General features: G+C 69.0%; 22 protein-coding genes. 11 read left to right on the top strand and 11 right to left on the bottom strand.

The annotated features are described in order from the left end of the window. Window positions 1-116: 116 nt before the first annotated feature. The 4 genes from rpmH to mnmE all read left to right on the top strand — a co-directional run bounded on the left by rpmH (window position 117) and on the right by mnmE (window position 4,382). Window positions 117-257 carry a 50S ribosomal protein L34 gene (gene rpmH / locus ACZ5Z2_RS17875; protein WP_464761739.1) on the top strand — a complete coding sequence of 47 codons (141 nt, stop codon included), beginning with the start codon at window positions 117-119 and terminating at the stop codon, window positions 255-257. Between the two features lie 14 nt (window positions 258-271). Next, the gene (rnpA, locus tag ACZ5Z2_RS17870) at window positions 272-673 is read left to right on the top strand and encodes a ribonuclease P protein component (protein ID WP_464759935.1); all 402 of its coding nucleotides are present in this window, start codon (window positions 272-274) and stop codon (window positions 671-673) included. A gap of 92 nt (window positions 674-765) precedes the next feature. Continuing rightward, complete coding sequence (gene yidC / locus ACZ5Z2_RS17865) at window positions 766-2,466, top strand: membrane protein insertase YidC (protein ID WP_464759934.1); 1,701 nt, start codon at window positions 766-768, stop codon at window positions 2,464-2,466. A 572-nt stretch (window positions 2,467-3,038) separates the two neighbouring features. After that, window positions 3,039-4,382, top strand: coding sequence for a tRNA uridine-5-carboxymethylaminomethyl(34) synthesis GTPase MnmE (gene mnmE / locus ACZ5Z2_RS17860; RefSeq protein WP_464759933.1), 1,344 nt, complete (start codon window positions 3,039-3,041; stop codon window positions 4,380-4,382). On the opposite strand, the gene pnuC is transcribed toward mnmE, so the two are convergent. From pnuC to lptM, 9 genes are all read right to left on the bottom strand, one after another. Beyond that, a complete protein-coding gene (gene pnuC / locus ACZ5Z2_RS17855) occupies window positions 4,325-4,939 on the bottom strand; it encodes a nicotinamide riboside transporter PnuC (protein WP_464759932.1) in 615 nt (204 codons plus the stop codon). The genes mnmE and pnuC overlap by 58 nt on opposite strands. After that, window positions 4,936-5,841: a ribokinase gene (gene rbsK, locus ACZ5Z2_RS17850; protein WP_464759931.1), complete on the bottom strand. Its 906-nt coding sequence runs from the start codon at window positions 5,839-5,841 to the stop codon at window positions 4,936-4,938. Before rbsK ends, pnuC begins: the two co-directional genes overlap by 4 nt. A gap of 257 nt (window positions 5,842-6,098) precedes the next feature. Beyond that, window positions 6,099-6,713: a hypothetical protein gene (locus ACZ5Z2_RS17845; protein ID WP_464759930.1), complete on the bottom strand. Its 615-nt coding sequence runs from the start codon at window positions 6,711-6,713 to the stop codon at window positions 6,099-6,101. A gap of 124 nt (window positions 6,714-6,837) precedes the next feature. Beyond that, the gene (hslU, locus tag ACZ5Z2_RS17840) at window positions 6,838-8,178 is read right to left on the bottom strand and encodes an ATP-dependent protease ATPase subunit HslU (RefSeq protein WP_464759929.1); all 1,341 of its coding nucleotides are present in this window, start codon (window positions 8,176-8,178) and stop codon (window positions 6,838-6,840) included. A gap of 126 nt (window positions 8,179-8,304) precedes the next feature. Next, entirely contained in the window at window positions 8,305-8,841 is a 537-nt protein-coding gene (gene hslV / locus ACZ5Z2_RS17835; RefSeq protein ID WP_464759928.1) for an ATP-dependent protease subunit HslV, read from the bottom strand. A gap of 222 nt (window positions 8,842-9,063) precedes the next feature. Next, a complete protein-coding gene (gene xerC, locus ACZ5Z2_RS17830) occupies window positions 9,064-9,948 on the bottom strand; it encodes a tyrosine recombinase XerC (RefSeq protein ID WP_464759927.1) in 885 nt (294 codons plus the stop codon). 7 nt (window positions 9,949-9,955) lie between these two features. Continuing rightward, window positions 9,956-10,642, bottom strand: a complete 687-nt coding sequence (locus tag ACZ5Z2_RS17825; protein WP_464759926.1) for a DUF484 family protein — start codon at window positions 10,640-10,642, stop codon at window positions 9,956-9,958. A 97-nt stretch (window positions 10,643-10,739) separates the two neighbouring features. Then, complete coding sequence (gene dapF, locus ACZ5Z2_RS17820; protein ID WP_464759925.1) at window positions 10,740-11,576, bottom strand: diaminopimelate epimerase; 837 nt, start codon at window positions 11,574-11,576, stop codon at window positions 10,740-10,742. 9 nt (window positions 11,577-11,585) lie between these two features. Continuing rightward, window positions 11,586-11,774: an LPS translocon maturation chaperone LptM gene (gene lptM, locus ACZ5Z2_RS17815; RefSeq protein WP_464759924.1), complete on the bottom strand. Its 189-nt coding sequence runs from the start codon at window positions 11,772-11,774 to the stop codon at window positions 11,586-11,588. A gap of 90 nt (window positions 11,775-11,864) precedes the next feature. On the opposite strand from lptM, the gene ACZ5Z2_RS17810 reads away from it, so the two are divergent. The 3 genes from ACZ5Z2_RS17810 to ACZ5Z2_RS17800 all read left to right on the top strand — a co-directional run bounded on the left by ACZ5Z2_RS17810 (window position 11,865) and on the right by ACZ5Z2_RS17800 (window position 13,627). Continuing rightward, window positions 11,865-12,554, top strand: coding sequence for a hypothetical protein (locus tag ACZ5Z2_RS17810; RefSeq protein ID WP_464759923.1), 690 nt, complete (start codon window positions 11,865-11,867; stop codon window positions 12,552-12,554). A gap of 115 nt (window positions 12,555-12,669) precedes the next feature. Continuing rightward, window positions 12,670-12,948, top strand: coding sequence for a hypothetical protein (locus ACZ5Z2_RS17805; protein WP_464759922.1), 279 nt, complete (start codon window positions 12,670-12,672; stop codon window positions 12,946-12,948). A 100-nt stretch (window positions 12,949-13,048) separates the two neighbouring features. After that, on the top strand, window positions 13,049-13,627 hold the full coding sequence (locus ACZ5Z2_RS17800) for a hypothetical protein (RefSeq protein ID WP_464759921.1): 579 nt from the start codon (window positions 13,049-13,051) through the stop codon (window positions 13,625-13,627). Between the two features lie 11 nt (window positions 13,628-13,638). On the opposite strand, the gene ACZ5Z2_RS17795 is transcribed toward ACZ5Z2_RS17800, so the two are convergent. Beyond that, entirely contained in the window at window positions 13,639-14,100 is a 462-nt protein-coding gene (locus ACZ5Z2_RS17795) for a GNAT family N-acetyltransferase (RefSeq protein WP_464759920.1), read from the bottom strand. A gap of 206 nt (window positions 14,101-14,306) precedes the next feature. Here ACZ5Z2_RS17795 and ACZ5Z2_RS17790 point away from each other — a divergent pair, with 206 nt between their 5' ends. Then, on the top strand, window positions 14,307-15,791 hold the full coding sequence (locus ACZ5Z2_RS17790; protein ID WP_464759919.1) for a RimK family protein: 1,485 nt from the start codon (window positions 14,307-14,309) through the stop codon (window positions 15,789-15,791). Between the two features lie 63 nt (window positions 15,792-15,854). Here ACZ5Z2_RS17790 and ACZ5Z2_RS17785 read toward each other — a convergent pair whose 3' ends face one another. Next, the gene (locus ACZ5Z2_RS17785; protein WP_464759918.1) at window positions 15,855-16,091 is read right to left on the bottom strand and encodes a hypothetical protein; all 237 of its coding nucleotides are present in this window, start codon (window positions 16,089-16,091) and stop codon (window positions 15,855-15,857) included. 96 nt (window positions 16,092-16,187) lie between these two features. Here ACZ5Z2_RS17785 and aroE point away from each other — a divergent pair, with 96 nt between their 5' ends. From aroE to ACZ5Z2_RS17770, 3 genes are all read left to right on the top strand, one after another. After that, on the top strand, window positions 16,188-17,018 hold the full coding sequence (gene aroE / locus ACZ5Z2_RS17780; RefSeq protein ID WP_464759917.1) for a shikimate dehydrogenase: 831 nt from the start codon (window positions 16,188-16,190) through the stop codon (window positions 17,016-17,018). 118 nt (window positions 17,019-17,136) lie between these two features. Continuing rightward, entirely contained in the window at window positions 17,137-18,882 is a 1,746-nt protein-coding gene (locus ACZ5Z2_RS17775) for a peptide-N4-asparagine amidase (protein ID WP_464759916.1), read from the top strand. A gap of 105 nt (window positions 18,883-18,987) precedes the next feature. Further along, on the top strand, window positions 18,988-19,530 hold the full coding sequence (locus ACZ5Z2_RS17770; protein ID WP_464759915.1) for an energy transducer TonB: 543 nt from the start codon (window positions 18,988-18,990) through the stop codon (window positions 19,528-19,530). Window positions 19,531-19,533: the final 3 nt, after the last annotated feature.

Here is a 19,533-nt window from a genome sequence, read left to right as displayed (position 1 = left end):
GGCGCACAAGCTGCGACGCGACATCGGATTCGGGCCGGAACGCCTTGATTTGACACCGAGCTACGCCGCAATGCATACTTGGCGGCCTTTTTCCCAACATCCATTCCCTTCGGAGCATCGCCATGAAGCGGACCTTCCAGCCCAGCAAGCTCAAGCGCGCCCGTACCCACGGCTTCCGTGCCCGCATGGCCACCGCCGACGGTCGCAAAGTCCTCAACGCCCGCCGCGCCAAGGGCCGCAAGCGCCTGATCCCGTAATCGGCGCGGCAGCCATGCGCCCTGCCGGACTGCCGCGCGAGTTGCGGCTGCGGCTGGCCGGCGACTTCGCAGCGTTGCGCACGAACAGCGGCCGCCTTGGTGGCCGCTGTTTTCATTTGCGCTATCGCCCGAACGGCTTGCCGCATGCGCGGCTGGGCCTGGCGATCTCCAAGCGGGCGTCCAAGCTCGCGGTGGAACGCAATCGCCTGAAACGCCTGCTGCGCGAGTCGTTCCGCCGCATCCGCGACCAACTGCCGCCGGTGGACGTGGTGGTGATGGCGCGCGACCAGGCCGTCAGCCTCTCCAACGCGGACTTGCTGGCCGAGGCCGATGCGCTGTGGCGTCGGCTCGCCGCGATCCGGCCGGAGCCGGCTCCGCCGGTCGACTCCGCGGCGGATGCCGCCCCGCGCCATTGATGCCGACGGATGCCGCCGCCACAATCGTGCGTTGACCTTCTCCCTTCCCCTGTGGCCGTGTGCCGCGTGGCGTCGACCGGATCCGTGAGCCGATGAACCAAACACGCAACTTCCTCTTCTTCGCCCTGCTTGCCGTGGCCTATTTCCTGTTCATGGCCTGGGAGAAGGACTACATGACGCCGCCGGCTCCGGCTGCCGCCAGCGGGGTCGCCAACGCCGCCAGTGCGCCCGGCGTGCCGAATGCGGCCCCGGGAGCTGCGCCGGGCATCGGCAATGCCGCCGGCGACAACGCGCCCTTGCCGCTGATCACCGTTACCACCGACGTGCTGCGCCTCACCATCGATACCCGTGGCGGCAGCATCGTGAAGGCGCAGTTGCTGGACTACCCGGTGACGCCGCGCACGAAGAAGGATCCGAACCCCGCGCCGGTCACCCTGTTCGACAACAGCGACACGCACTACTTCGTGGCGCAGAACGGCCTGGTCAGCAGCAGCGATCCTGCCGCCGCCGATCAGCCCAACCACCTCGCCGCGTTCCAGGGCGCGCAGGCCGCATACACGCTGGCCGCCGGCCAGGACGAACTCGACGTGCCGCTGACCTGGCAGGACGCCAAGGGCCTCAAGGTCACCAAGACCTACCGCTTCACCCGCGGCAGCTACGTGGTCGCGCTCGACCAGAAGATCGCCAACGGTGGCGCCGCGCCGTGGCAGGGCAACGCCTATACCCAGCTGCTGCGCGCCGAGCCGCCGCATAGCGGCAACTGGCTGACCAACATGTCCAACCCGGAATCGCGCAGCTTCCAGGGCGCGGCGTGGTACACCGGCGAGAAGTTCGAGAAGCTGACGTTCAAGGATTTCGCCGAACCCAAGGACAAGCTGGCCGCATCGTTCAAGGGCGGCTGGGCGGCGATGCTGCGGCTGTACTTCTTCGCCGCATGGATTCCGCCGGCCGACGAGACCGCCAGCTACGCCACCGACACGGTGAACCCGGGCAGCGCGCATCCGCGCTACCTCATCCGCGCCATCGGCCCCACGCTCAGCGTGGCGCCGGGCCAGAGCGCCGATACCACCGCGCGCCTCTACGTGGGCCCCAACCTGCAGGGCAAGCTGGACGCGGTGGCGCCGGGGCTGGATCTCACCATCGACTACGGCATGTTCAAGGCGATCGCCGTGCCGATGCACGGCATCCTCTCGTTCCTCCATTCCATCGTGAAGAACTGGGGCCTGGCGATCATCCTGCTGGTGCTGCTCATCAAGGGCGCCACCTGGAAGCTCACCGCGATGCAGTACCGCTCCAGCGCCAAGATGCGCAAGCTGCAGCCGCGCATCCAGGCGCTGAAGGAGCGCTACGGCGACGACAAGGCGAAGCTGCAGCAGGCGCAGATGGAGCTGTACAAGAAGGAGAAGGTCAACCCGATGGCCGGCTGCTTCCCGGTGCTCATCACCATGCCGGTGTTCTTCGCCCTGCTCTACGTGCTGGAGTATTCGCTGGAACTGCGCCAGGCATCGTTCCTGTGGATTCCCGACCTCAGCGCGCGCGACCCGCTCTACATCTTGCCGGTGATCTACGCGGCAGTGATGCTGGGCACGCAGTGGCTCAACCCGGTGGCGGCGGGCATGGATCCGGCGCAGGCGAAGATGATGAAGGTGATGCCGCTGATCTTCTCGGTGCTGTTCGCCTTCTACCCCGCGGGCCTGTGCCTCTACTACGCGGTGAACGGCCTGGTGGGCCTGGGCCAGCAGTGGTGGATCACCCATCACGTGGATCGCGAGGAAGCGGCCAAGGCTGCCTGATGCCTGGTTATAGCGATCATTCCTGATCGCCGGAATCAGACGGCCGCGACGGGTAACCGACGCGGCCGTCTTTGTTTATTCTCTCGGCGAGGCATCGGGCGGGTTGTTCGCACCGTATCGCTGGTATCCCGTCATTCCGGCGGAGGCCGGAATCCAGTGACTTGCACGTTTCGCGACAGGACGGCACTGGATCCCGGCCTTCGCCCACAACTGTCCGGAATAATTTTGAACATTCGTGGCTGCGGTCTTTCTAGTCATTCCGGCGCAGGCCGGACAAGCGCGAAGCGCGCAGAACGCCCGCAGGGCGGCCCCGAAGGGGCGAGCGAAGCGAGTCATCCAGTGGCCGTGCGGCCTGAGCGAACATGGTCGCTACTGGATCCCGGCCTTCGCCGGGATGACAGTCTGGATAGGTGGTCGTTATCGGAAATGAAGTCGCCTTCTCGCAATGCTTCGTGCAAGCGGCGCGGGCCTTCATCTTTCGACACCATCCCCAGATTATTCCGGACAGCAGTGGGCCTGCGCCGGGATGACGCAACCGCAAAGTTCTGAGTCCTGCGTCTGCTTCCGAAACCATGAGCGCAACCACTGACACCATCGCCGCCATCGCCAGCGCGCCGGGCGCCGCCGGCGTGGGCGTGCTGCGCGTTTCGGGGCCGCGGGTGCCGGTGATCGCGCAGGCCTTGCTTGGCCGCGCACCGCAGCCGCGCCATGCGCACTTCGCCACCTTCCGGGATGGGCAAGGCGAAGCGATCGACCACGGCCTGCTGCTGCACTTCCCCGCACCTGCCTCCTACACCGGCGAGCACGTGCTGGAGCTGCAGGGCCACGGCAGCGCCGTGCTGCTCGACGCATTGCTGCGCCGCGTCTGCGAACTGGGCGCGCGGCTGGCGCGTCCCGGCGAATTCACCGAGCGCGCCTTCCTCAACGGCAAGCTCGATCTGGCCCAGGCCGAAGCGGTGGCCGACCTGATCGCCGCGCGCTCGCAGGCCGGTGCGCGTGCCGCGCTGCGCTCGATGGAAGGCGTGTTCTCGCGCAAGGTCGAAGCCTTGCTGCAGGCACTGATCGCCTTGCGCGTGCACATCGAAGCCGCCATCGACTTCCCCGAGGAAGAAATCGACTTCCTGGCCGACCCCGCCATAGCGCGGCAACTCGATGAGCTGCGCGCGCAACTCGATGAACTGCTGCGCGAAGCGCAGCGCGGCCAGCGCCTCAACGACGGCCTGCGCGTGGCCATCGTCGGCCGACCCAATGCCGGCAAGTCCAGCCTGCTCAACGCGCTGGCCGGCAGCGAACGCGCCATCGTCACTGCCATTGCCGGCACCACCCGCGACGTGCTGCGCGAAAGCGTGGCGCTCGACGGCGTGGCGCTGGAACTGGCCGACACCGCCGGCCTGCGCGACACGGACGACGAAGTCGAACGCGAAGGCGTGCGTCGCGCCCACGGCGAACTCGCCCGCGCCGATGCAGCGCTCCTGGTTACCGACGCGGAACACGCCGCCGCCGACCTCGCTTTGTTCGATGCCCTGCCCGCCGGCACCGAACGCGTGGTGCTCGTCAACAAGATCGACCTTGCCGGCAAGGCGCCACATGCGGAAACCCGCGACGGCATCCGCTGGCTGTGGGCCTCCGCGAAAACCGGCGAAGGCCTCGACGCCTTGCGCGATCACTTGAAGCAGCTCGCCGGCGCCGGCAGCGGCGAAGGCGCCTTCAGCGCGCGCCGCCGCCATGTGCTCGCGCTCGAAGCGGTGCGCGAGCACCTCGCCCGCACGGCCCATGCCCTCGCCAGCACCCGTGCCGGCGAACTCGCCGCCGAGGAACTGCGCCAGGCGCAGCATGCGCTCGGGGAAATCACCGGCGACTACACCAGCGACGATTTGCTGGGGGCGATCTTCGGTTCGTTCTGCATCGGCAAGTGAGCGGCGGCATCGCGCAGTCGCCGCCAGTGCCGCCACGACACCAGCGCGTTGATCCAGTACACCGCGTACAGCGCCGAGGTGAGGTACAGGCCGCGGCTGGCGTACAGCGGCACGGCGATGGAGTTGACCAGCAGCCAGAACGGCCAGTTCTGCACGTGCCGGCGCATCATCAGCAATTGCGCCACGATGCTGAAGGCCAGCACGGTGGAGTCGAGGAAGGGCGAGTAGGCGTTGGTGAAGCGGCGCAGTAGCAGGCCGTAGCAGATCGCGCCGATCGCGCCGCACAGCAGCTGCAGCCACAGCTTGCGCGCCGGCAGGTCGGTGACCGGGAGCTCCTCGCCGCGGCTGCCGTGCAGCCATTGCCACCAGCCCACGATGCTGGTGATCACGAAGAAGGCCTGCAGCACGGTGTCAGCGTATAGACGGCTATCCAGGAACACGAAGGCGAACAGGCCGCAGCCCACGATGCCCGTCCACCAGGTGTGCACGCTGTTGCGGCCGGCCAGGATGATGGAGGCGCCGGCCAGCAGGTTGGCCGCGATTTCCAGCGGGCTCATGTGTGCGGCCTGCCCGCGAGGAACGTATCCAGCTCGGCGTGTTGCGGCATGCCGCCTTGCGCGCCCAGCTTGGTCACCGAGAGCGCGGCGGCGGCGCAGGCCTTGCGCACCGCCTGCGGCAGGCCTTCGCGCAGGAACACGGCGAGCGCGCCGTTGAAGGTGTCGCCGGCGCCGGTGGTGTCGATGGCTTCGACCGTGAAGCCGGACTGGTGCGCGGGTTCGGGATGCGCGTCGTCGCGATACCACGCGCCTTCGCCGCCGCGGGTGAGCACCACGGGACACGGCGCGCGTCGCATCAGGTCGCGGAAATCCGTGTGCGCGTCTTCGCCCAGCGCGGTGGCCAGCTCGTGCTGGTTGGGCGTGAGATGGCTGGCCAGCCGCAGCCATTCGGGCGGCAGTTTCTGCGCGGGCGCGGGATTGAGGATGACGGGCACGCCCAGCTCGTGGCCCAGGCGCAGGGTGGCTTCGACGGCGTCGAGCGGGATCTCCAGTTGCACCAGCACCGCGTCGGCGCGGGCGATGGTTTCCCGCGCGGCCTCCACCTGCGCCGGCGTGACGCGCGCGTTGGCGGCGGGCACCACGATGATCTGGTTCTCGCCCCCGGCCACGGTGATGGAGGCGCTGCCGCTGCCCTCGTCGTCGAGCCGGGCGACGTGGGCGAGGTCGACGCCTTCGCGCGCCAGTCCCGCGTGCAGCTGGTCGCCGAAGGCATCGCGGCCCAGCGCGCCGACCATGCTCACGCTGGCGCCCAGCCGCGCGGCGGCCACCGCCTGGTTGGCACCCTTGCCGCCGTGCGCGGTGAGGAAGCGGCTGCCGAGCAGGGTTTCGCCCGGGCCGGGGAAGCGCGGCGCGAGCGTGACCAGATCCATGTTGATGCTGCCGACGACGACGATGCGGGGCATGGGTGTTTCCGTCATGGGTTGACGCGCATGTGCAGCGCGGTTGAAAGCTCGTCGTTCCAGCGGAAGCTGGAACCCAGTGCCCCGGTGTGCCGGATCGGAAGGCGCTGGATCCCGGCCTTCGCCGGGATGACGTCGATGCAACGTTCTGGAGTCACGGTGGAGCAGTGACGGCAGCATAAACCGGCCGTCTGCACGGACGGAAACAAAACGCCCGCCGGGTCGCGGCGGGCGTCGGGTCGCGGCGATGAAGCGCAGCGTCAGTGCATGTGGCCGATGCCGGCGTCGCCGGGCTCCAGCGCGGGTGCGGGGCCGGCCACGGCGAGCAGGGCCTGGGCGTAGCCGTCGCCGATGCTGAGCGTGGAGACTTCGTCCCAGGCGAAGAACGAGGCCTGGCGCATCCACTCCGCGTCGGGGCTGAGCTCCTGCAGATAGAAGCCGTCCTCGTCGGTGCTGGCGAGGTGGCCGATGTAGCAGACCTCTTCCTCTTCCTCGGTGTCCACGTGCACGCCGATCACCGGCGACATCGCGCCGGCGGCCTTCACGGCATCGCGGATCGAATCCAGCGGGAAGCCGCCCGGCAGGCGCGGAGCGATACCCTTCAGCGCCAGCGCCTTGGACATGAAGGCATGGTGGCGCTCAGGCGATTCCAGCTCGGTGATGTCGCGGTGGCGCATCACGTAGATGCCGTCGTCGGTGATGCCGTCGCCGACCACCCACAGCAGCACGAACTCGCTGCCCACGCCGCCCACGTAGCCGCAGAAGCTGCCGTGCTCCAGCTCGGTGCGCCACAGGCGCACCATGGTTCGCTGCTCCTGCGCCTCGCGCAGCTGGGCACGCAGGCCGTTGGTCTTGAATTCGAGGATCTTTGCCATGGGTGGCATTTTAGCAGAGCGGCCGTGGTGGCTTGTTCAGGGGATGTTGCTGGGAAATTTCGGCAAAATTGAATGCAAAATGCGTCATTTGCGGCGATCTGTGTATTTCACCCCATCCTTCGCCTTACAGGATGTAGCGGCTCAGATCCTCGTTGTGCACCAGCGTGCCGAGGTTCTTGTCTACCTGTTCGGCGTCGATCATATATTTTTCGCCGGATTTGTCTGCTGCTTCGTAGGAGATGCTTTCCAGCAGCCGTTCCATCACCGTATGCAGGCGGCGCGCGCCGATGTTCTCGGTGCGCTCGTTCACCTGGTAGGCCACCTCGGCCAGCCGGTCGATGCCGCTGTCGGTGAATTCCAGGCTCACGCCCTCGGTGCCCAGCAGGGCCACGTACTGCTTGGTCAGCGCGTTGTGCGGCTCGCGCAGGATGCGCTTGAAGTCGTCCACCGACAGCGCCGACAGCTCCACGCGGATCGGCAGGCGGCCCTGCAGCTCCGGGATCAGGTCGGAGGGCTTGGCCAGCGAGAATGCGCCCGAGGCGATGAACAGCATGTGGTCGGTCTTCAGCGGGCCGTACTTGGTGGAGACGGTGGAGCCTTCCACCAGCGGCAGCAGGTCGCGCTGCACGCCTTCGCGGCTCACGCCGGCGCCGCCCCATTCGGAGCGCTGGGCGATCTTGTCGATCTCGTCGAGGAAGACGATGCCGTTCTGCTCGGCGGCTTCCACCGCCTGGGCGCGGATCTCCTCGTCGTTGAGCAGCTTGCCGGCTTCCTCCTCGACCAGCAGCGGACGCGCCAGCTTGATCGCCAGCTTGCGGTGCTGGGTCTTGGCGCCGCCGAGGTTCTGGAACATCTGGCGCAGCTGCGCGCCCATCTCCTCCATGCCGGGCGGCGACATGATCTCCACGCCCACGTTCATGGCGAAATCCAGCTCGATCTCGCGCTCGTCCAGCGCGCCTTCGCGCAGCTGCTTGCGCAGCTTCTGGCGGGTGTCGTTGTCGATGGCGGGCGTGGTGGCCTGGTCGTGGCTCCAGTCGGTGGGTGTCTGCCGGCGCGGCAGCAGCGCATCGAGGATGCGGTCTTCCGCGCGGTCTTCCGCCTGCGTGCGCACGCGCTTGATCGCCAGTTCGCGGGTGAGCTTGTAGGCCACGTCGGCAAGGTCGCGCACGATGGACTCGACGTCCTTGCCCACGTAGCCCACCTCGGTGAACTTGGTGGCTTCCACCTTCACGAACGGCGCGTTGGCCAGCGTGGCGAGGCGGCGCGCGATCTCGGTCTTGCCCACGCCGGTGGGGCCGATCATCAGGATGTTCTTCGGCGTGATCTCGTTGCGCATCTCCGGCGCCAGTTGCATGCGCCGCCAGCGGCTGCGCAAGGCCACCGCCACGGCGCGCTTGGCGTCGTGCTGGCCGATGATGTAGCGGTCGAGTTCATTGACGATTTCGCGGGGGGTCAGTTCGGACATGGGGATACCGGAAGGCAGTAGGTTCGTCGTTCCGGCGTAGGCCGGAACCCAGCGGCAGCACCGTTGACAGGAGCCACTGGATCCCGGCCTGCGCCGGGATGACGGCAAGGAAGAGGCGTCGCGCGCTTACAGCTCTTCGATCGTGGTGTTGTGGTTGGTGTAGATGCAGATGTCGCCGGCGATCTTCAGCGCGCGCTCCACCACGCCGCGCGCGTCCAGCTCGGTGTTCTCCAGCAGCGCCAGCGCGGCGGATTGCGCATAGGGGCCGCCGGAACCAATCGCGATCAGGCCGTGCTCGGGTTCCAGCACGTCGCCGTTGCCGGAGATCAGCAGCGAGGCCTCCTTGTCGGCCACCGCCAGCATCGCCTCGAGGCGGCCGAGGCGGCGGTCGGTGCGCCATTCCTTGGCCATCTCCACCGCGGCGCGGGTGAGGTTGTTGCCGTGCTTGTCCAGCTTCTGCTCGAACAGCTCGAACAGCGTGAAGGCGTCGGCGGTGGCGCCGGCGAAACCGGCCAGCACGTCGGCGTTGCGGCCGAGCCGGCGGATCTTGCGCGCGTTGGCCTTGGCCACGATGTTGCCCAGCGTGACCTGGCCGTCGCCGCCGATCACGACCTTGCCGTTGCGGCGCACGCTGACGATGGTGGTGGCGTGGAAGGGTTCCATGAGAGCTCCAAGGTTGAGCGAACCAGATGGGGTCGGCTCACAGCAGCTTCAATGCGGAACGACCCCGCCCGGCACGTTCGCCTCCTCTCTCCTTTGGGGAGAGGATTGAGGTGAGGGGTCAATCTTGCGAAGACTCTCATCGAAGCGAGCATCAATGAGGCATCCCCGCGAGCACCCGCCCCTCATCCCAGCCTTCTCCCCGAAGGGGAGAAGGAGAAAGCCCTACTTCCGACGTGCCCTTGGATGCGCCGCGTCATACACCTTCGCCAGGTGCTGGAAATCCAGGTGCGTGTAGATCTGCGTGGTGGCGATGTCGGCGTGGCCCAGCAGCTCCTGCACGGCGCGCAGGTCGCCGGAGGATTCCAGCATGTGGCTGGCGAAGGTGTGGCGCAGCAGGTGCGGGTGCACGTGCTTGGCGAAGCCGTTGGCGAGCGCGAGCTTGCGCAGCCGCACCTGCACGGTGCGCGGGTTGATCGCCGCGCCGCCGCGGCCGCGGAACACCGGCGATTCCGGTGCCCTGCCCGTGGCCTCGCCGAGTGCGCGCAGCGCCGCCACGGCATGCCGGCCCACCGGCACGATGCGCGTCTTGCGGCCCTTGCCCAGCACGCGCACTTCGCCGCCGTCGAGGTCGAGGTCGCTCCAGCGCAGGCCGACCAGTTCGGACAGGCGCAGGCCGCTGGAATAGAACAGTTCCAGCATCGCGCGGTCGCGCGGCGCCAGTGCGCCGTCGCCGCCGGATTCCACCAGGCTGGCGGCCTCGTCCACGTCCAGCACCACCGGCAGCTTGCGGTGCACCTTGGGGCCGCGCACGCCGGCCAGCGGGTCGTGCGCCAGCGCGCCTTCGCGGCTGAGCTGGCGGAACAGGCTGCGGCAGGACGACAGCAGGCGCTGCAGGCTTTTCGGCGCCAGCCCGGCGCGATGCTGCGCGGCCACGAACTGGCGCAGGCGGTTCGGCTCCAGCGCGTCGAAGCCGGCGATGCCTTGCGCCTCCATCCACGCCGTGAGCTTGGCGAGGTCGCGGCGGTAGCCGTCCACGGTGTGCGGCGAAGCCTGCCGCTCGCCGGCGAGGCGGGCCAGCCAGGCTTCGACCTGTTGTTGCGGTTTCATGCTGCGCTCAGGCGAGATCCCGTGCCCGCGCCAGCGCGGCGGTGACGGTGGCGGCGATCATCTTGAGGAACAGCGTGCCCATGCCGGGCTGGAAGCGATCCGGGTCGTGGCTGCCGATGGCGAGGATGCCGGCCTCGCCCAGCGGAATCAGCGCCGCCGAGCGGATGGTCGCCGCTTCCTCGCCGAACAGCTGCGCCAGCTTGTCGGCCGACAGGCGGCCGGAAACGGGTTCGCGCCGCTGTAGCACCTCGGCCAGCTCGGGCAGTTCCGTCGCGCCGCCGCCCACCTGGCGCAGCCAGTCCGAGCGCGGCAAATCGGCGTGCCGGCCGAACAGCAGCAGGCGCACCAGCTCGGTGTGGAAATCCTCGTTGAGCTTGGCGACCACGGTGCGCGTGGCCACCTCCAGCGTGTTCGCGCGCAGCAGCGCCACGGTGAGCGCGTGCACGCGCTCCATCAGCTTCTGGTTGTCGGCGGCGATGGCGGTGAGTTCGGCAAGGCGCAGTTCCAGCTCCGCGTTCTTCTCGCGCAGCTGCTGCAGCTGGTACGCGGCCAGCGAGGCGACCGAACCCTGCTCGCGCGGCATGGTGAGCTGCGCGGCCAGCTCGGGGTAGTCGTTGAGGAAGGAGGGGTGCCGCTTCAGGTAGGCCGCGACGGCGCCGGCGTCGATGGTGTCCTCGGACAAGGGGGCGTTCATGCGCGGTTTCCTGCTGCGGTCATGCCGCGAGTGTGCGATGGACGCGCGGTTCGATCAATCGAGGAATGTGGGCTGGTGTCGCCTGCGCCTGGACGGATCAGGGCGTCCCGAACCATTCGCCCTCGAATGCGAACGCAGCGGGGCCGGTCATCCACAGCGTATGGCCGGCGCCGCGCCAGGCGATGCGCAGCGTGCCGCCGGGCAAATCCACGCGCACCTGTTCGTCCACCTCGCCGCGCCGGCGCAGTACCGCCACCGCGGCGCATGCGCCGGTGCCGCAGGCCTGCGTCCAGCCCACGCCGCGCTCGTGCACGCGCAGCGCGATGTGGTCGCGGGCGAGGCGCGTGGCGAAGCCGGCGTTCGCGCCCTCGGCGAAGCGCGCATGCGCGGTGAGCGCGGGGGCCAGCCGTTCTGCGTCGCCAGCGGCCAGTTCGTCCGCCATCGCCACGGCGTGCGGGTTGCCCATCGACACGGTGCCGATCCGCAGCGTGGTGCCGTCGGCCTCGATCATGTAATGCGGTGCCTCGGCGTCGGCCTCGAACGGAATCCGCGCCGGCGCGAACTGCGGCTCGCCCATGTCCACGGTGACTTCGTGCGCGGAAAGCAGGCGCACCGTGACCGGGCCGGACGGGCTTTCCAGCCGCACCGGTTCGCCCGTCGCCAGCGCACCGGCGCGATGCAGCCACGCCGCCACGCAGCGCACGCCGTTGCCGCACTGGGCTGCGGGCGAGCCGTCGGTGTTCCAGATGCCGTAGTAGAACGCGCAGGACGGATCGCGCGCCGGCTCCACGCTCAGAAGTTGGTCGAAACCCACGCCGGTGCGGCGGTCGGCCAGCGCACGGATGCCCGCCTCGTCCAGCGCGAACGGCGCGGTGCGGCAATCGAGCACCATGAAGTCGTTGCCCAGCCCGTGCATCTTGGAGAAACGCAGCATCGGCGAAGCTCAGTGCGTGGCGCTGCTGCTCGCCGGCGCCGGCTGCGCAGTGGCCGGTGCGGACTGGGCCGTGGCGGGCGCCGGCGGCACGTACACCGGCGGATGCGGGTTGTTCGGCAAATACAGCGGGCCCTTGTTGCCGCAGCCGGCAAGCAGGGCGGCTGCGAGGCAAAGCGGCGACAGCAGCAGACGGCGCATGGTCGGATACCGGTGGGAAACGTGACGCCGCAGTATAGCGAGCCTCCCGCAACCACTTATCATGCGCGCGCCTTCCCCGCGGAAACTCCGATGAACCCGATCGAGCTGCTGCGCTTGCCCGCCACCGTGCTGCTGGTGCTGGCCGCGGTGCTGCTGCTGTGCTGCCTGCTGCAGCTGGCGACGCTGCGCCGCCGCCTCGATGCCGGCGCGAAGCTGGCCGCCGGCTGGCATGCGCTGTTGTGCCTGGCGTGCCTCGCGTCCAGCGTGCTCTTCGGCGTCGGCGGCTGGGCCTTGCGTGGTTACCGCGTGCTGGACGAGGAAGCGCCGGTCATGCAGATCGACGCGCACATCCTTTCGCCGCAGCGCTGGCGTGTCGACATGAGCTGGCCCGACGGCGCCACGCGCCAGGTGCAGCTGGCCGGCGACGATTGGCGCGTCGAGGCCGTGGTGCTGAAGTGGAAGCTGCCCGCCGTGCTCGCCGGCCTGCCGCCGCTGTACCGGCTCGACCGCATCGACGGGCGCTACGACGACGCCATGCAGGAACAGAACGCGCCGCGCACCGTGGTCGCGCTCGGCTCCGCCGATGGCTTCGACCTGCTCGACCTGCGCCGGCAATACCCGCGCGCCTTGCCGATGGTGGACGCGGTCTACGGCAGCGGCGCCTTCCTGCCGCTGGTCGACGGCGGCCACTACAGCCTCAGCCTTTCGCGCACCGGCGCGCTGGTGGCGCGGCCGGATGCGGCCACCGAACGCCGCATCGGTTCGCCGCTGGGCGGCTGACTGCCAGCGGCCGGATCCGTCGCAGGAACTTGCCCGGCAGCCGCGCTAGATTCGCCACGCCACGGGATGCCGACAGTCCGCGTCCCGCGGCGTCCACTCAACCTGTGAGAGGCCCATGAACAAGCTCACGCAAGTCGCCCTGACCATCGCATTGGCAGCTATCGCCAGCACCGCCTTCGCCGCGCAGCCGGTGCACGATGTCAGCGGCAACCGCCATCCGAACATCGCCGCCGCGCAAAAGCTCACCGACAGGGCTTACCAGCGCATCATTGCCGCGCAGAAGGCGAACGAATGGGACATGGGCGGCCACGCGGCAAAGGCGAAGGATCTGCTCGACCAGGCCAACCGCGAGCTCAAGGCGGCGGCGGAAGCGGCGAACCAGAAGCACAAGTAGCATCCGTGCTGCCGATCCGGCCTTGCCGTCGTCGCGGCAAGGCCGGATCGGCAGCAGGTACCGTTGGAAAGGGATGGCGCGAGACCGCCAGGGAGGAGACATGAGGGTTGCTGGAGGCGTCATTGCCCTGATTTCGGGCATCCTCGGCGTCATTGCCGGGTTCTATGTATCGTTCCTGGGCGGTTTCGTCACGGCGCTCAACGGTCAAGGGGCGTGGCTCGGCGTCCGGGAGGGATTGGTCGGCATGGCCTTCTCCTTCCTCGTCGTCGCCTACAGCGTGCCGGTCTTCGTATCCGGGAAACGCTGGCCGGGCTGCCTGCTCATCGCCACGGCGATAGACGGGGTCTGCATGGGTAGCGTCGTTGTCTTTTTTTTCATGGCGCCGGTAATGGTCGGCGGCCTGCTTGCGCTGCGTCCGCGCAAATCCGGAAGGGCCGCCGTGAGGCGATCGTGGGAGCCTTCCATCGTCGCGGCCGTTCCCCTGCTCGTCGTGACGGCGATCTGCATGGGATCGCCAGGCGGTGCGCGACATGCGCATGACGGGCTCGGCTCGGCTGCTGCTGCGCAGAACCAGCCGGCGCGGGCCGGGACAAGTTCTGCAAGCGATCCCGGAACGGCCGGCGCCGCCTCAACCTCGGCGGATCCGGCAAAGAGCGGATCGACGGCTGGAGCCGACTGACGGCGCGAACCTTATCCCAGCAGCTTCTCGTAGCGCCAACCATCGGCGCCATCCCCGTAGTACCCCGCCAGCGCGTACAACCGTCGGTAGCCCAGGCGCTCGTAGAGGCGGATCGCGCCGGCGTTGTCGGCGCGCACTTCCAGCCGCAGCGCGCGGCATCGGCGGCGGCGGGCGAGCTGCTCGACGGCATCGAGCAGGGCGGTGCCCACGCCCTGGCCGCGCGCTGCGTGGTGGGCGGCAATGGAATACAGCCGCGCGACGCCGCTGCGCTTGCGGAAGAACACCACCGCGGTGCCGAGCAGACGATGCGGGCCGGCGCTGGCCACCAGCACTTTCGCGCTGTCGCTGTCGAGGTGGCGGCGGAACTGCGCGCGGCTCAGCCGGTCGCTGGTGAAGCTCTGTTCCTCCAGCGCCACCAGGTCGTCTAGGTCGGAAAGCTCGGCGGAGCGGACGCGCGCGCTGGCTGACGGCATGGCGATGGGTTCCTTGTCTCGGGCGTGCGCGGCGGCGAACCGGGCGGACTCTAGTGGCGGGCCGGCGGCGCGGCAAATCGCGCCGGCATCGGCGCTTAGCGTGGATTCAGTGCCGCCGCCCGGGACGCATCCGCGCTGTGCCAAACTGCGCGCCTTCCGCCGCCCCGCACGCGGGGCGCATCCCCATCGCACGCCTGAGTAGTGACATGGCCCGTCTGGTCATCGTGGTCGAGAAAGCCTCCGACTGGGGCGTCTATTACCCGTCCGCCGACGTGGTCACCGCCGCGGACTACCTGCGCGAAGCCGTCGGCGTGGACGACGAGCGCACCCACGTCATCAACCTCTGCCGCAGCTACAAATACCTCGGCACCGGCTACTACGTGTCGCTGCTGGCCGAGGCGCGCGGGCACAAGGTGATGCCGTCGGTGCGCACGGTGAACGACCTGCGCCGCCGCTCCCTGTACGGCCTGGAGATCGAGGATCTCAGCGCCAAGCTCACCCATTTCCTGCCGGCGGGCGGGCGCGACACCACCGACTTCGGCATCCTCGTCTACTTCGGGCAGACCTCGCAGCCGGCGCTGCAGGATCTGGCGCGGCAGGTGTTCGAGATGTTCCCCTGCCCGCTGCTGCGCATCGAGTTCGAGCGCGACCGCGTATGGCAGATCAGCGCGATCAAGCCGGTGGGCCTGCACATGCTGGACGACGCGCAGGAAGACGCCTTCGCCGAGGAGCTCGACCGCTTCAGCAAGAAGCTGTGGCGCAAGCCCAAGGCGCGCCGGCAGTTCCGCTACGACGTCGCCATGCTGGTCGATCCGAACGAGGCGATGCCGCCGTCGAACAAGCGGGCGCAGAAGGCGTTCATCGCCGCCGGCAAGGAGCTGGGCATCGAAGTCGACCCGATCGGCAAGAACGACTACCAGCGCCTGGCCGAATACGACGGCCTGTTCATCCGCGAGACCACCGCCAGCGACAACCACACCTACCGCTTCGCGCATCGCGCGGAGAAGGAGGGCATGGTGGTTATCGACGATCCCACCTCGATCCTGCGCTGCACCAACAAGATCTTCCTCAACGACCTGATGGTGTCGCGCAAGCTCGCCGTGCCGCGCACCGAGATCCTCTACCGCGACGACATGAAGGGCCTGAAGGAAGTCGCCGCGAAACTCGGCTATCCGCTGGTGCTGAAGATTCCCGACGGCTCGTTCTCGCGCGGCGTGGTGAAGGTGGAGGACGAGGCCGCGCTCGCCCGGGCCACCGCGGAACTGTTCCAGCACAGCGCCCTGCTGCTGGCGCAGGAGTTCGTCTACACCGAGTTCGACTGGCGCATCGGCGTGCTCAACGGCGAGCCGCTGTACGCCTGCAAATACTTCATGTCGCGCGGCCACTGGCAGATCTACAACCACGGCGCGAAGGGCGCCTCGAAGACCGGCGAATCGGAAACCCTGCCCATCGAGAAGGCGCCGGCCGACGTGGTGAAGCTGGCGCTCAAGGCCACCCAGGCCATCGGCAACGGCCTCTATGGCGTGGACATCAAGCGCGTGGGCGACAAGCCGGTGGTGATCGAGGTGAACGACAACCCGTCCATCGACGCCGGCGTCGAGGACGAATGCCTGGGCGACGAGCTGTACCTGCGCGTGATGCGCGAATTCCTGCGCCGGATGGAGCGCAAGCGGCAGGGCGTCGGCGGTTGAGGCGAACCGATCGCCGCTTCCCTGCGGCGACAAGTCCTTCCACTGCCAGATGGAAAGTCGGGATCAGCAGCGCCGCCGCGCGCGGCGCAGCGCGAGCAGTTGCCGCGGCAGGCCCGGTTCGAGGATCAGCAGCAGCGCCAGCGGCGCCGCCAGCAGCCACACCAGCGGCGCCCATCCCAGCAGGGCGGTGCGCGCCGGCACCAGGGTGGTGAGCAGCAGCGCGCCGCCCATGGCGAGCCACGACAGGGCGACGGCCAGCAGGCGTTCGTGGCGGCGATGGTCGATGGCGGCGGTGCGCATGGCGGCTTCCTCGCGGGCGATGGATGAAGCATGCCGATGCCGCATCTCACGGTCTGCGACGGGCCCTACAATGCTCGCCCGTCCAAGGAGCACCGCATGAGCCAGCCCTCCCAGTTCGCCGTGTTCGGCCATCCCGTCGCGCATTCGCTGTCGCCGCGCATCCACCAGGATTTCGCGCGGCAGTTCGGCATCGCGCTGGAATACCGCGCCATCGACGCGGCGCCGGACACGTTCGCCGAGGCGGTGCGCGCCTTCTTCGCCGCAGGCGGCGCGGGCGCCAACGTCACGTTGCCGCACAAGGGCGCGGCTTTCGCGCTGGCGGACGAACGCAGCGAAGCGGCCGCGCGCGCCGGCACCGCAAACGTGCTCACGCGCCTGCCCGACGGCCGGCTCGCCGCGCACAACAGCGACGGCGCCGGCCTGGTGCGCGACCTCACCGAGCGGCATGGCGTGGACTTGCGCGGCCACGATGCGCTGCTGCTGGGCGCGGGCGGCGCCGCGCGCGCCGCGGCGTGGTCGTTGCTGGACGCCGGCGTGCAGACGCTCACCATCGTCAACCGCACGCCGGAAACCGCCGACGCGCTGGCCGACGCCATCGGCGAGCCGGCGCGCGTGCACACGCGCTACTGGGACGACCTCGCCAACCTCGGCAGCTACGACCTGATCGTCAACGCCACTTCGGCCGGCGTGCTCGGCGACGGGCTGCAATTGCCGATGTCGCTGGTAGGCGCGCGCGCGCTTTGCTACGACCTCGCCTACGGCGCCGCGGCGATCGATTTCATCGCGTGGGCGAAGGCGGCCGGCGCGCGCCACGCCTGGGACGGCCTCGGCATGCTGGTAGAGCAGGCCGCCGAGGCGTTCGAGCTGTGGCACGGCCGGCGGCCCGACACCGAGCCGGTGTACCAGGCGCTGCGCGCGGGCATTTGACCCCGTCTAAAAATGCCGGTGCCAGCATCGCCCGCACAGGGGGATGACCGAGCCCGCTCCGTGTCTCCGGGCAAGACCGCCGAAGCACGGACGGGCTCACCACGCGAGGGGAAATCGCATGCTGCGCATGGGAATGTTGAGTCGCGGCCTGGCCATCGCCGGGCTGTCGTGGTTTGCCTGCAACGCCTTCGCCGCCGGAACCGGCGGCAATCCGGTCGGTTCGACCAACGTGACCACCGCCGACCCGGCGGTGCCGCGCCCGCCAGGCCAGCCCTGCGTGGTGCAGCTGTTCCAGGACGACGTGTTCAACGACTTCGGCACGCGCCCCTACGGCTACGCGCCGCCTTCCGGCTGCGGCACGCATTGGGCCAAGGTGGTGCTGGAGGCGGACTTCTCGGTGAACGCGGGCCGCCAGTACGACCGCACGGCCTCGATCTGGCTGGGCGGCGTGAACCTGTACTTCGGCACCACCGAGGAACCTTCCTCCACGGTGGGGCCGAGCTGGCACGTGGAGCGCGACCTCACCGACTACAGCGCGCTGCTGCGCAATGCCGGCCAGGGCCAGGCGATCCTGTGGAACCTGGTCGACGGCACCTACACCGGGGTGATCCACGGCAGCGCCAGGCTGCTGTTCTATCCGGCGTCCGCGCGCGCGCCCGCGCCGCGCGTGCCCGACCAGGTGATCCCGCTGGGCAGCGATCCGGTGGGCAGCGTCACCAACCTGTCCACGTCCACCGACCAGCTGTCGAAAACCCTGACCCTGCCGCGCAACGTGGTGCACGCCTATCTCGACGTGTTCGCGCAGAGCCAGAACGCCGACGAGTTCTGGTACACCTGCGTGCCCGACACCTACGCCGGCCAGGTGAACGGATGCGGCGGCGGCAATTTCCGCGAGGCCGAGGTGAGCATCGACGGACAGCCGGCCGGCGTGGCGCCGGTGTACCCGTGGATCTACACCGGCGGCATCGACCCCTACCTGTGGCGGCCGGTGACCGGCGTGCAGACGCTGAACTTCATGCCGTACCGCGTCGACCTCAGCCCGTTCGCGGGCGCGCTCAGCGACGGCGCGCAGCATACGGTGGCGGTGAGCGTTGCCGGCGCCAGCAACTACTTCTCCACGGCGGCGACCTTGCTGCTGTATCAGGACGGCCGCAGCAGGCAGGTCACCGGCGGCGTGACGCGCAACACCCTGGCCGGCCAGGCGCCCGTGCCGGCCATCAGCAGCACGCTGGACGGCAGCGGCAACGGCGACATCACCACCACGCTCTCGCGCCACTTCACCATCGAGGGTTACGTCGACACTTCGCACGGCCGCGTGCGGAACACGGTGGAGCAGACCGTGGGTTTCGCCGACACGCAGGCGTTCACGATCAGCGACACCACCTACCGGCAGGTCACGGATCAGACCACCTCGATGGAAGGCAGCAGCCGCAGCAGCGATGGCGCGTCTTACACGCAGCGCGTGCGCTATCCCTTCCACCTCGATTACGACCAGCAGGTGGCTGCCGACGGCAGCGCGACCGTCGCCACCACGGTGAAGCAGGGCTTCCGGCTGGATCGTTCCCTCGGGTTCGCCGTTTTCCCGCTGTATGCGGACAAGGTGGACAACACGGTGAGCAGCGCCGATACGCTGGATTTCGACGCCAGCGGCAACTTCACCGGGCACACCGGCCAGGCCAGTTCGCAGACGTTCGATTACCGCGATTCGCTGGGCGGCTGCTACCGCACCGACGTGGCTTCGGCAGCGGGCGCGGTGACGGCGTACGGCACGGGCAAGGGCTGCCCCGGCAGGCAGAACGGCGTGTATTGGTTCAGCCATCCGGACGGCTCGCCGTATCAGGGCGACAACCCGCTGCCTTGGTAAACACGCGGGTCATCGCATTGACATGATGCGCCGCTAGCTTGCCGCCCTGGTCGCGGTCGTCCCTGGGGACGGCCGCGGCCACGGTTCCGGTCAGGCGCGGGTGTCATGCAAAGTCTCGCTTCGTTCTTCTCGCGCCGTCCGGTCTGGCTGGGCGGCGCGCTGGTCTTGATCCTGCTGCTCGGCGGCGGCTGGTGGCGCTGGAGCGTCCGTGCCGCGACGGCGTCGTCGTCGGACGACAGCGGCGTGCACGTGCTGCTGGGCCTCGCCGCCGAGGCGCAGCGCGATGGCCGCCGCGTGGCGCCGGTGGGCAGCAACGCGTTCGAGTTCTACTTCAGCGTGCTGCAGATCGAACCGGGCAACGCCACCGCGCTGGCGGCGTTGCGCGACATGTTCAAGCCGGCCTGCGCGGATGTCGAACACAGCATCACCGCCGGCGACCTCGACGAGGCGCAACGCGAACTGCAGCTGCTGCGCGCCTACGACGCCGGCAACTACAGGTACGATCCCGCGCACGACGAGTTGAACGCCAGCGACTACAAGCTCGCCCTGCTCGGCGGCTATCTCGACGCCCAGCGCACGCTGCTGGGCCGCCGCCACGCCGAGGAAGCCGCGGCGATGGCCGCGCGCCAGGGCGCCGCTGTGCAGTGAGGG

It is taken from the genome of Rhodanobacter sp. G1, assembly GCF_055397855.1.
Note: the sequence above shows the minus strand (reverse complement) of the source record. Positions and strands in the feature narration are given on the sequence as shown.

Excerpts from the sequence above, each read along its gene's own strand:
- pnuC (WP_464759932.1), bottom strand. The coding sequence starts at position 4,939 with ATGAGCCCGCTGGAAATCGCGGCCAACCTGCTGGCCGGCGCCTCCATC.
- ACZ5Z2_RS17775 (WP_464759916.1), top strand. The coding sequence starts at position 17,137 with ATGCTGCGCATGGGAATGTTGAGTCGCGGCCTGGCCATCGCCGGGCTG.
- ACZ5Z2_RS17790 (WP_464759919.1), top strand. The coding sequence starts at position 14,307 with ATGGCCCGTCTGGTCATCGTGGTCGAGAAAGCCTCCGACTGGGGCGTC.
- dapF (WP_464759925.1), bottom strand. The coding sequence starts at position 11,576 with ATGCTGCGTTTCTCCAAGATGCACGGGCTGGGCAACGACTTCATGGTG.
- rnpA (WP_464759935.1), top strand. The coding sequence starts at position 272 with ATGCGCCCTGCCGGACTGCCGCGCGAGTTGCGGCTGCGGCTGGCCGGC.
- lptM (WP_464759924.1), bottom strand. The coding sequence starts at position 11,774 with ATGCGCCGTCTGCTGCTGTCGCCGCTTTGCCTCGCAGCCGCCCTGCTT.
- rbsK (WP_464759931.1), bottom strand. The coding sequence starts at position 5,841 with ATGCCCCGCATCGTCGTCGTCGGCAGCATCAACATGGATCTGGTCACG.
- mnmE (WP_464759933.1), top strand. The coding sequence starts at position 3,039 with ATGAGCGCAACCACTGACACCATCGCCGCCATCGCCAGCGCGCCGGGC.
- yidC (WP_464759934.1), top strand. The coding sequence starts at position 766 with ATGAACCAAACACGCAACTTCCTCTTCTTCGCCCTGCTTGCCGTGGCC.
- ACZ5Z2_RS17805 (WP_464759922.1), top strand. The coding sequence starts at position 12,670 with ATGAACAAGCTCACGCAAGTCGCCCTGACCATCGCATTGGCAGCTATC.
- ACZ5Z2_RS17845 (WP_464759930.1), bottom strand. The coding sequence starts at position 6,713 with ATGGCAAAGATCCTCGAATTCAAGACCAACGGCCTGCGTGCCCAGCTG.
- aroE (WP_464759917.1), top strand. The coding sequence starts at position 16,188 with ATGAGCCAGCCCTCCCAGTTCGCCGTGTTCGGCCATCCCGTCGCGCAT.
- hslV (WP_464759928.1), bottom strand. The coding sequence starts at position 8,841 with ATGGAACCCTTCCACGCCACCACCATCGTCAGCGTGCGCCGCAACGGC.
- ACZ5Z2_RS17825 (WP_464759926.1), bottom strand. The coding sequence starts at position 10,642 with ATGAACGCCCCCTTGTCCGAGGACACCATCGACGCCGGCGCCGTCGCG.
- ACZ5Z2_RS17810 (WP_464759923.1), top strand. The coding sequence starts at position 11,865 with ATGAACCCGATCGAGCTGCTGCGCTTGCCCGCCACCGTGCTGCTGGTG.
- xerC (WP_464759927.1), bottom strand. The coding sequence starts at position 9,948 with ATGAAACCGCAACAACAGGTCGAAGCCTGGCTGGCCCGCCTCGCCGGC.
- ACZ5Z2_RS17800 (WP_464759921.1), top strand. The coding sequence starts at position 13,049 with ATGAGGGTTGCTGGAGGCGTCATTGCCCTGATTTCGGGCATCCTCGGC.
- hslU (WP_464759929.1), bottom strand. The coding sequence starts at position 8,178 with ATGTCCGAACTGACCCCCCGCGAAATCGTCAATGAACTCGACCGCTAC.
- ACZ5Z2_RS17785 (WP_464759918.1), bottom strand. The coding sequence starts at position 16,091 with ATGCGCACCGCCGCCATCGACCATCGCCGCCACGAACGCCTGCTGGCC.
- ACZ5Z2_RS17770 (WP_464759915.1), top strand. The coding sequence starts at position 18,988 with ATGCAAAGTCTCGCTTCGTTCTTCTCGCGCCGTCCGGTCTGGCTGGGC.
- ACZ5Z2_RS17795 (WP_464759920.1), bottom strand. The coding sequence starts at position 14,100 with ATGCCGTCAGCCAGCGCGCGCGTCCGCTCCGCCGAGCTTTCCGACCTA.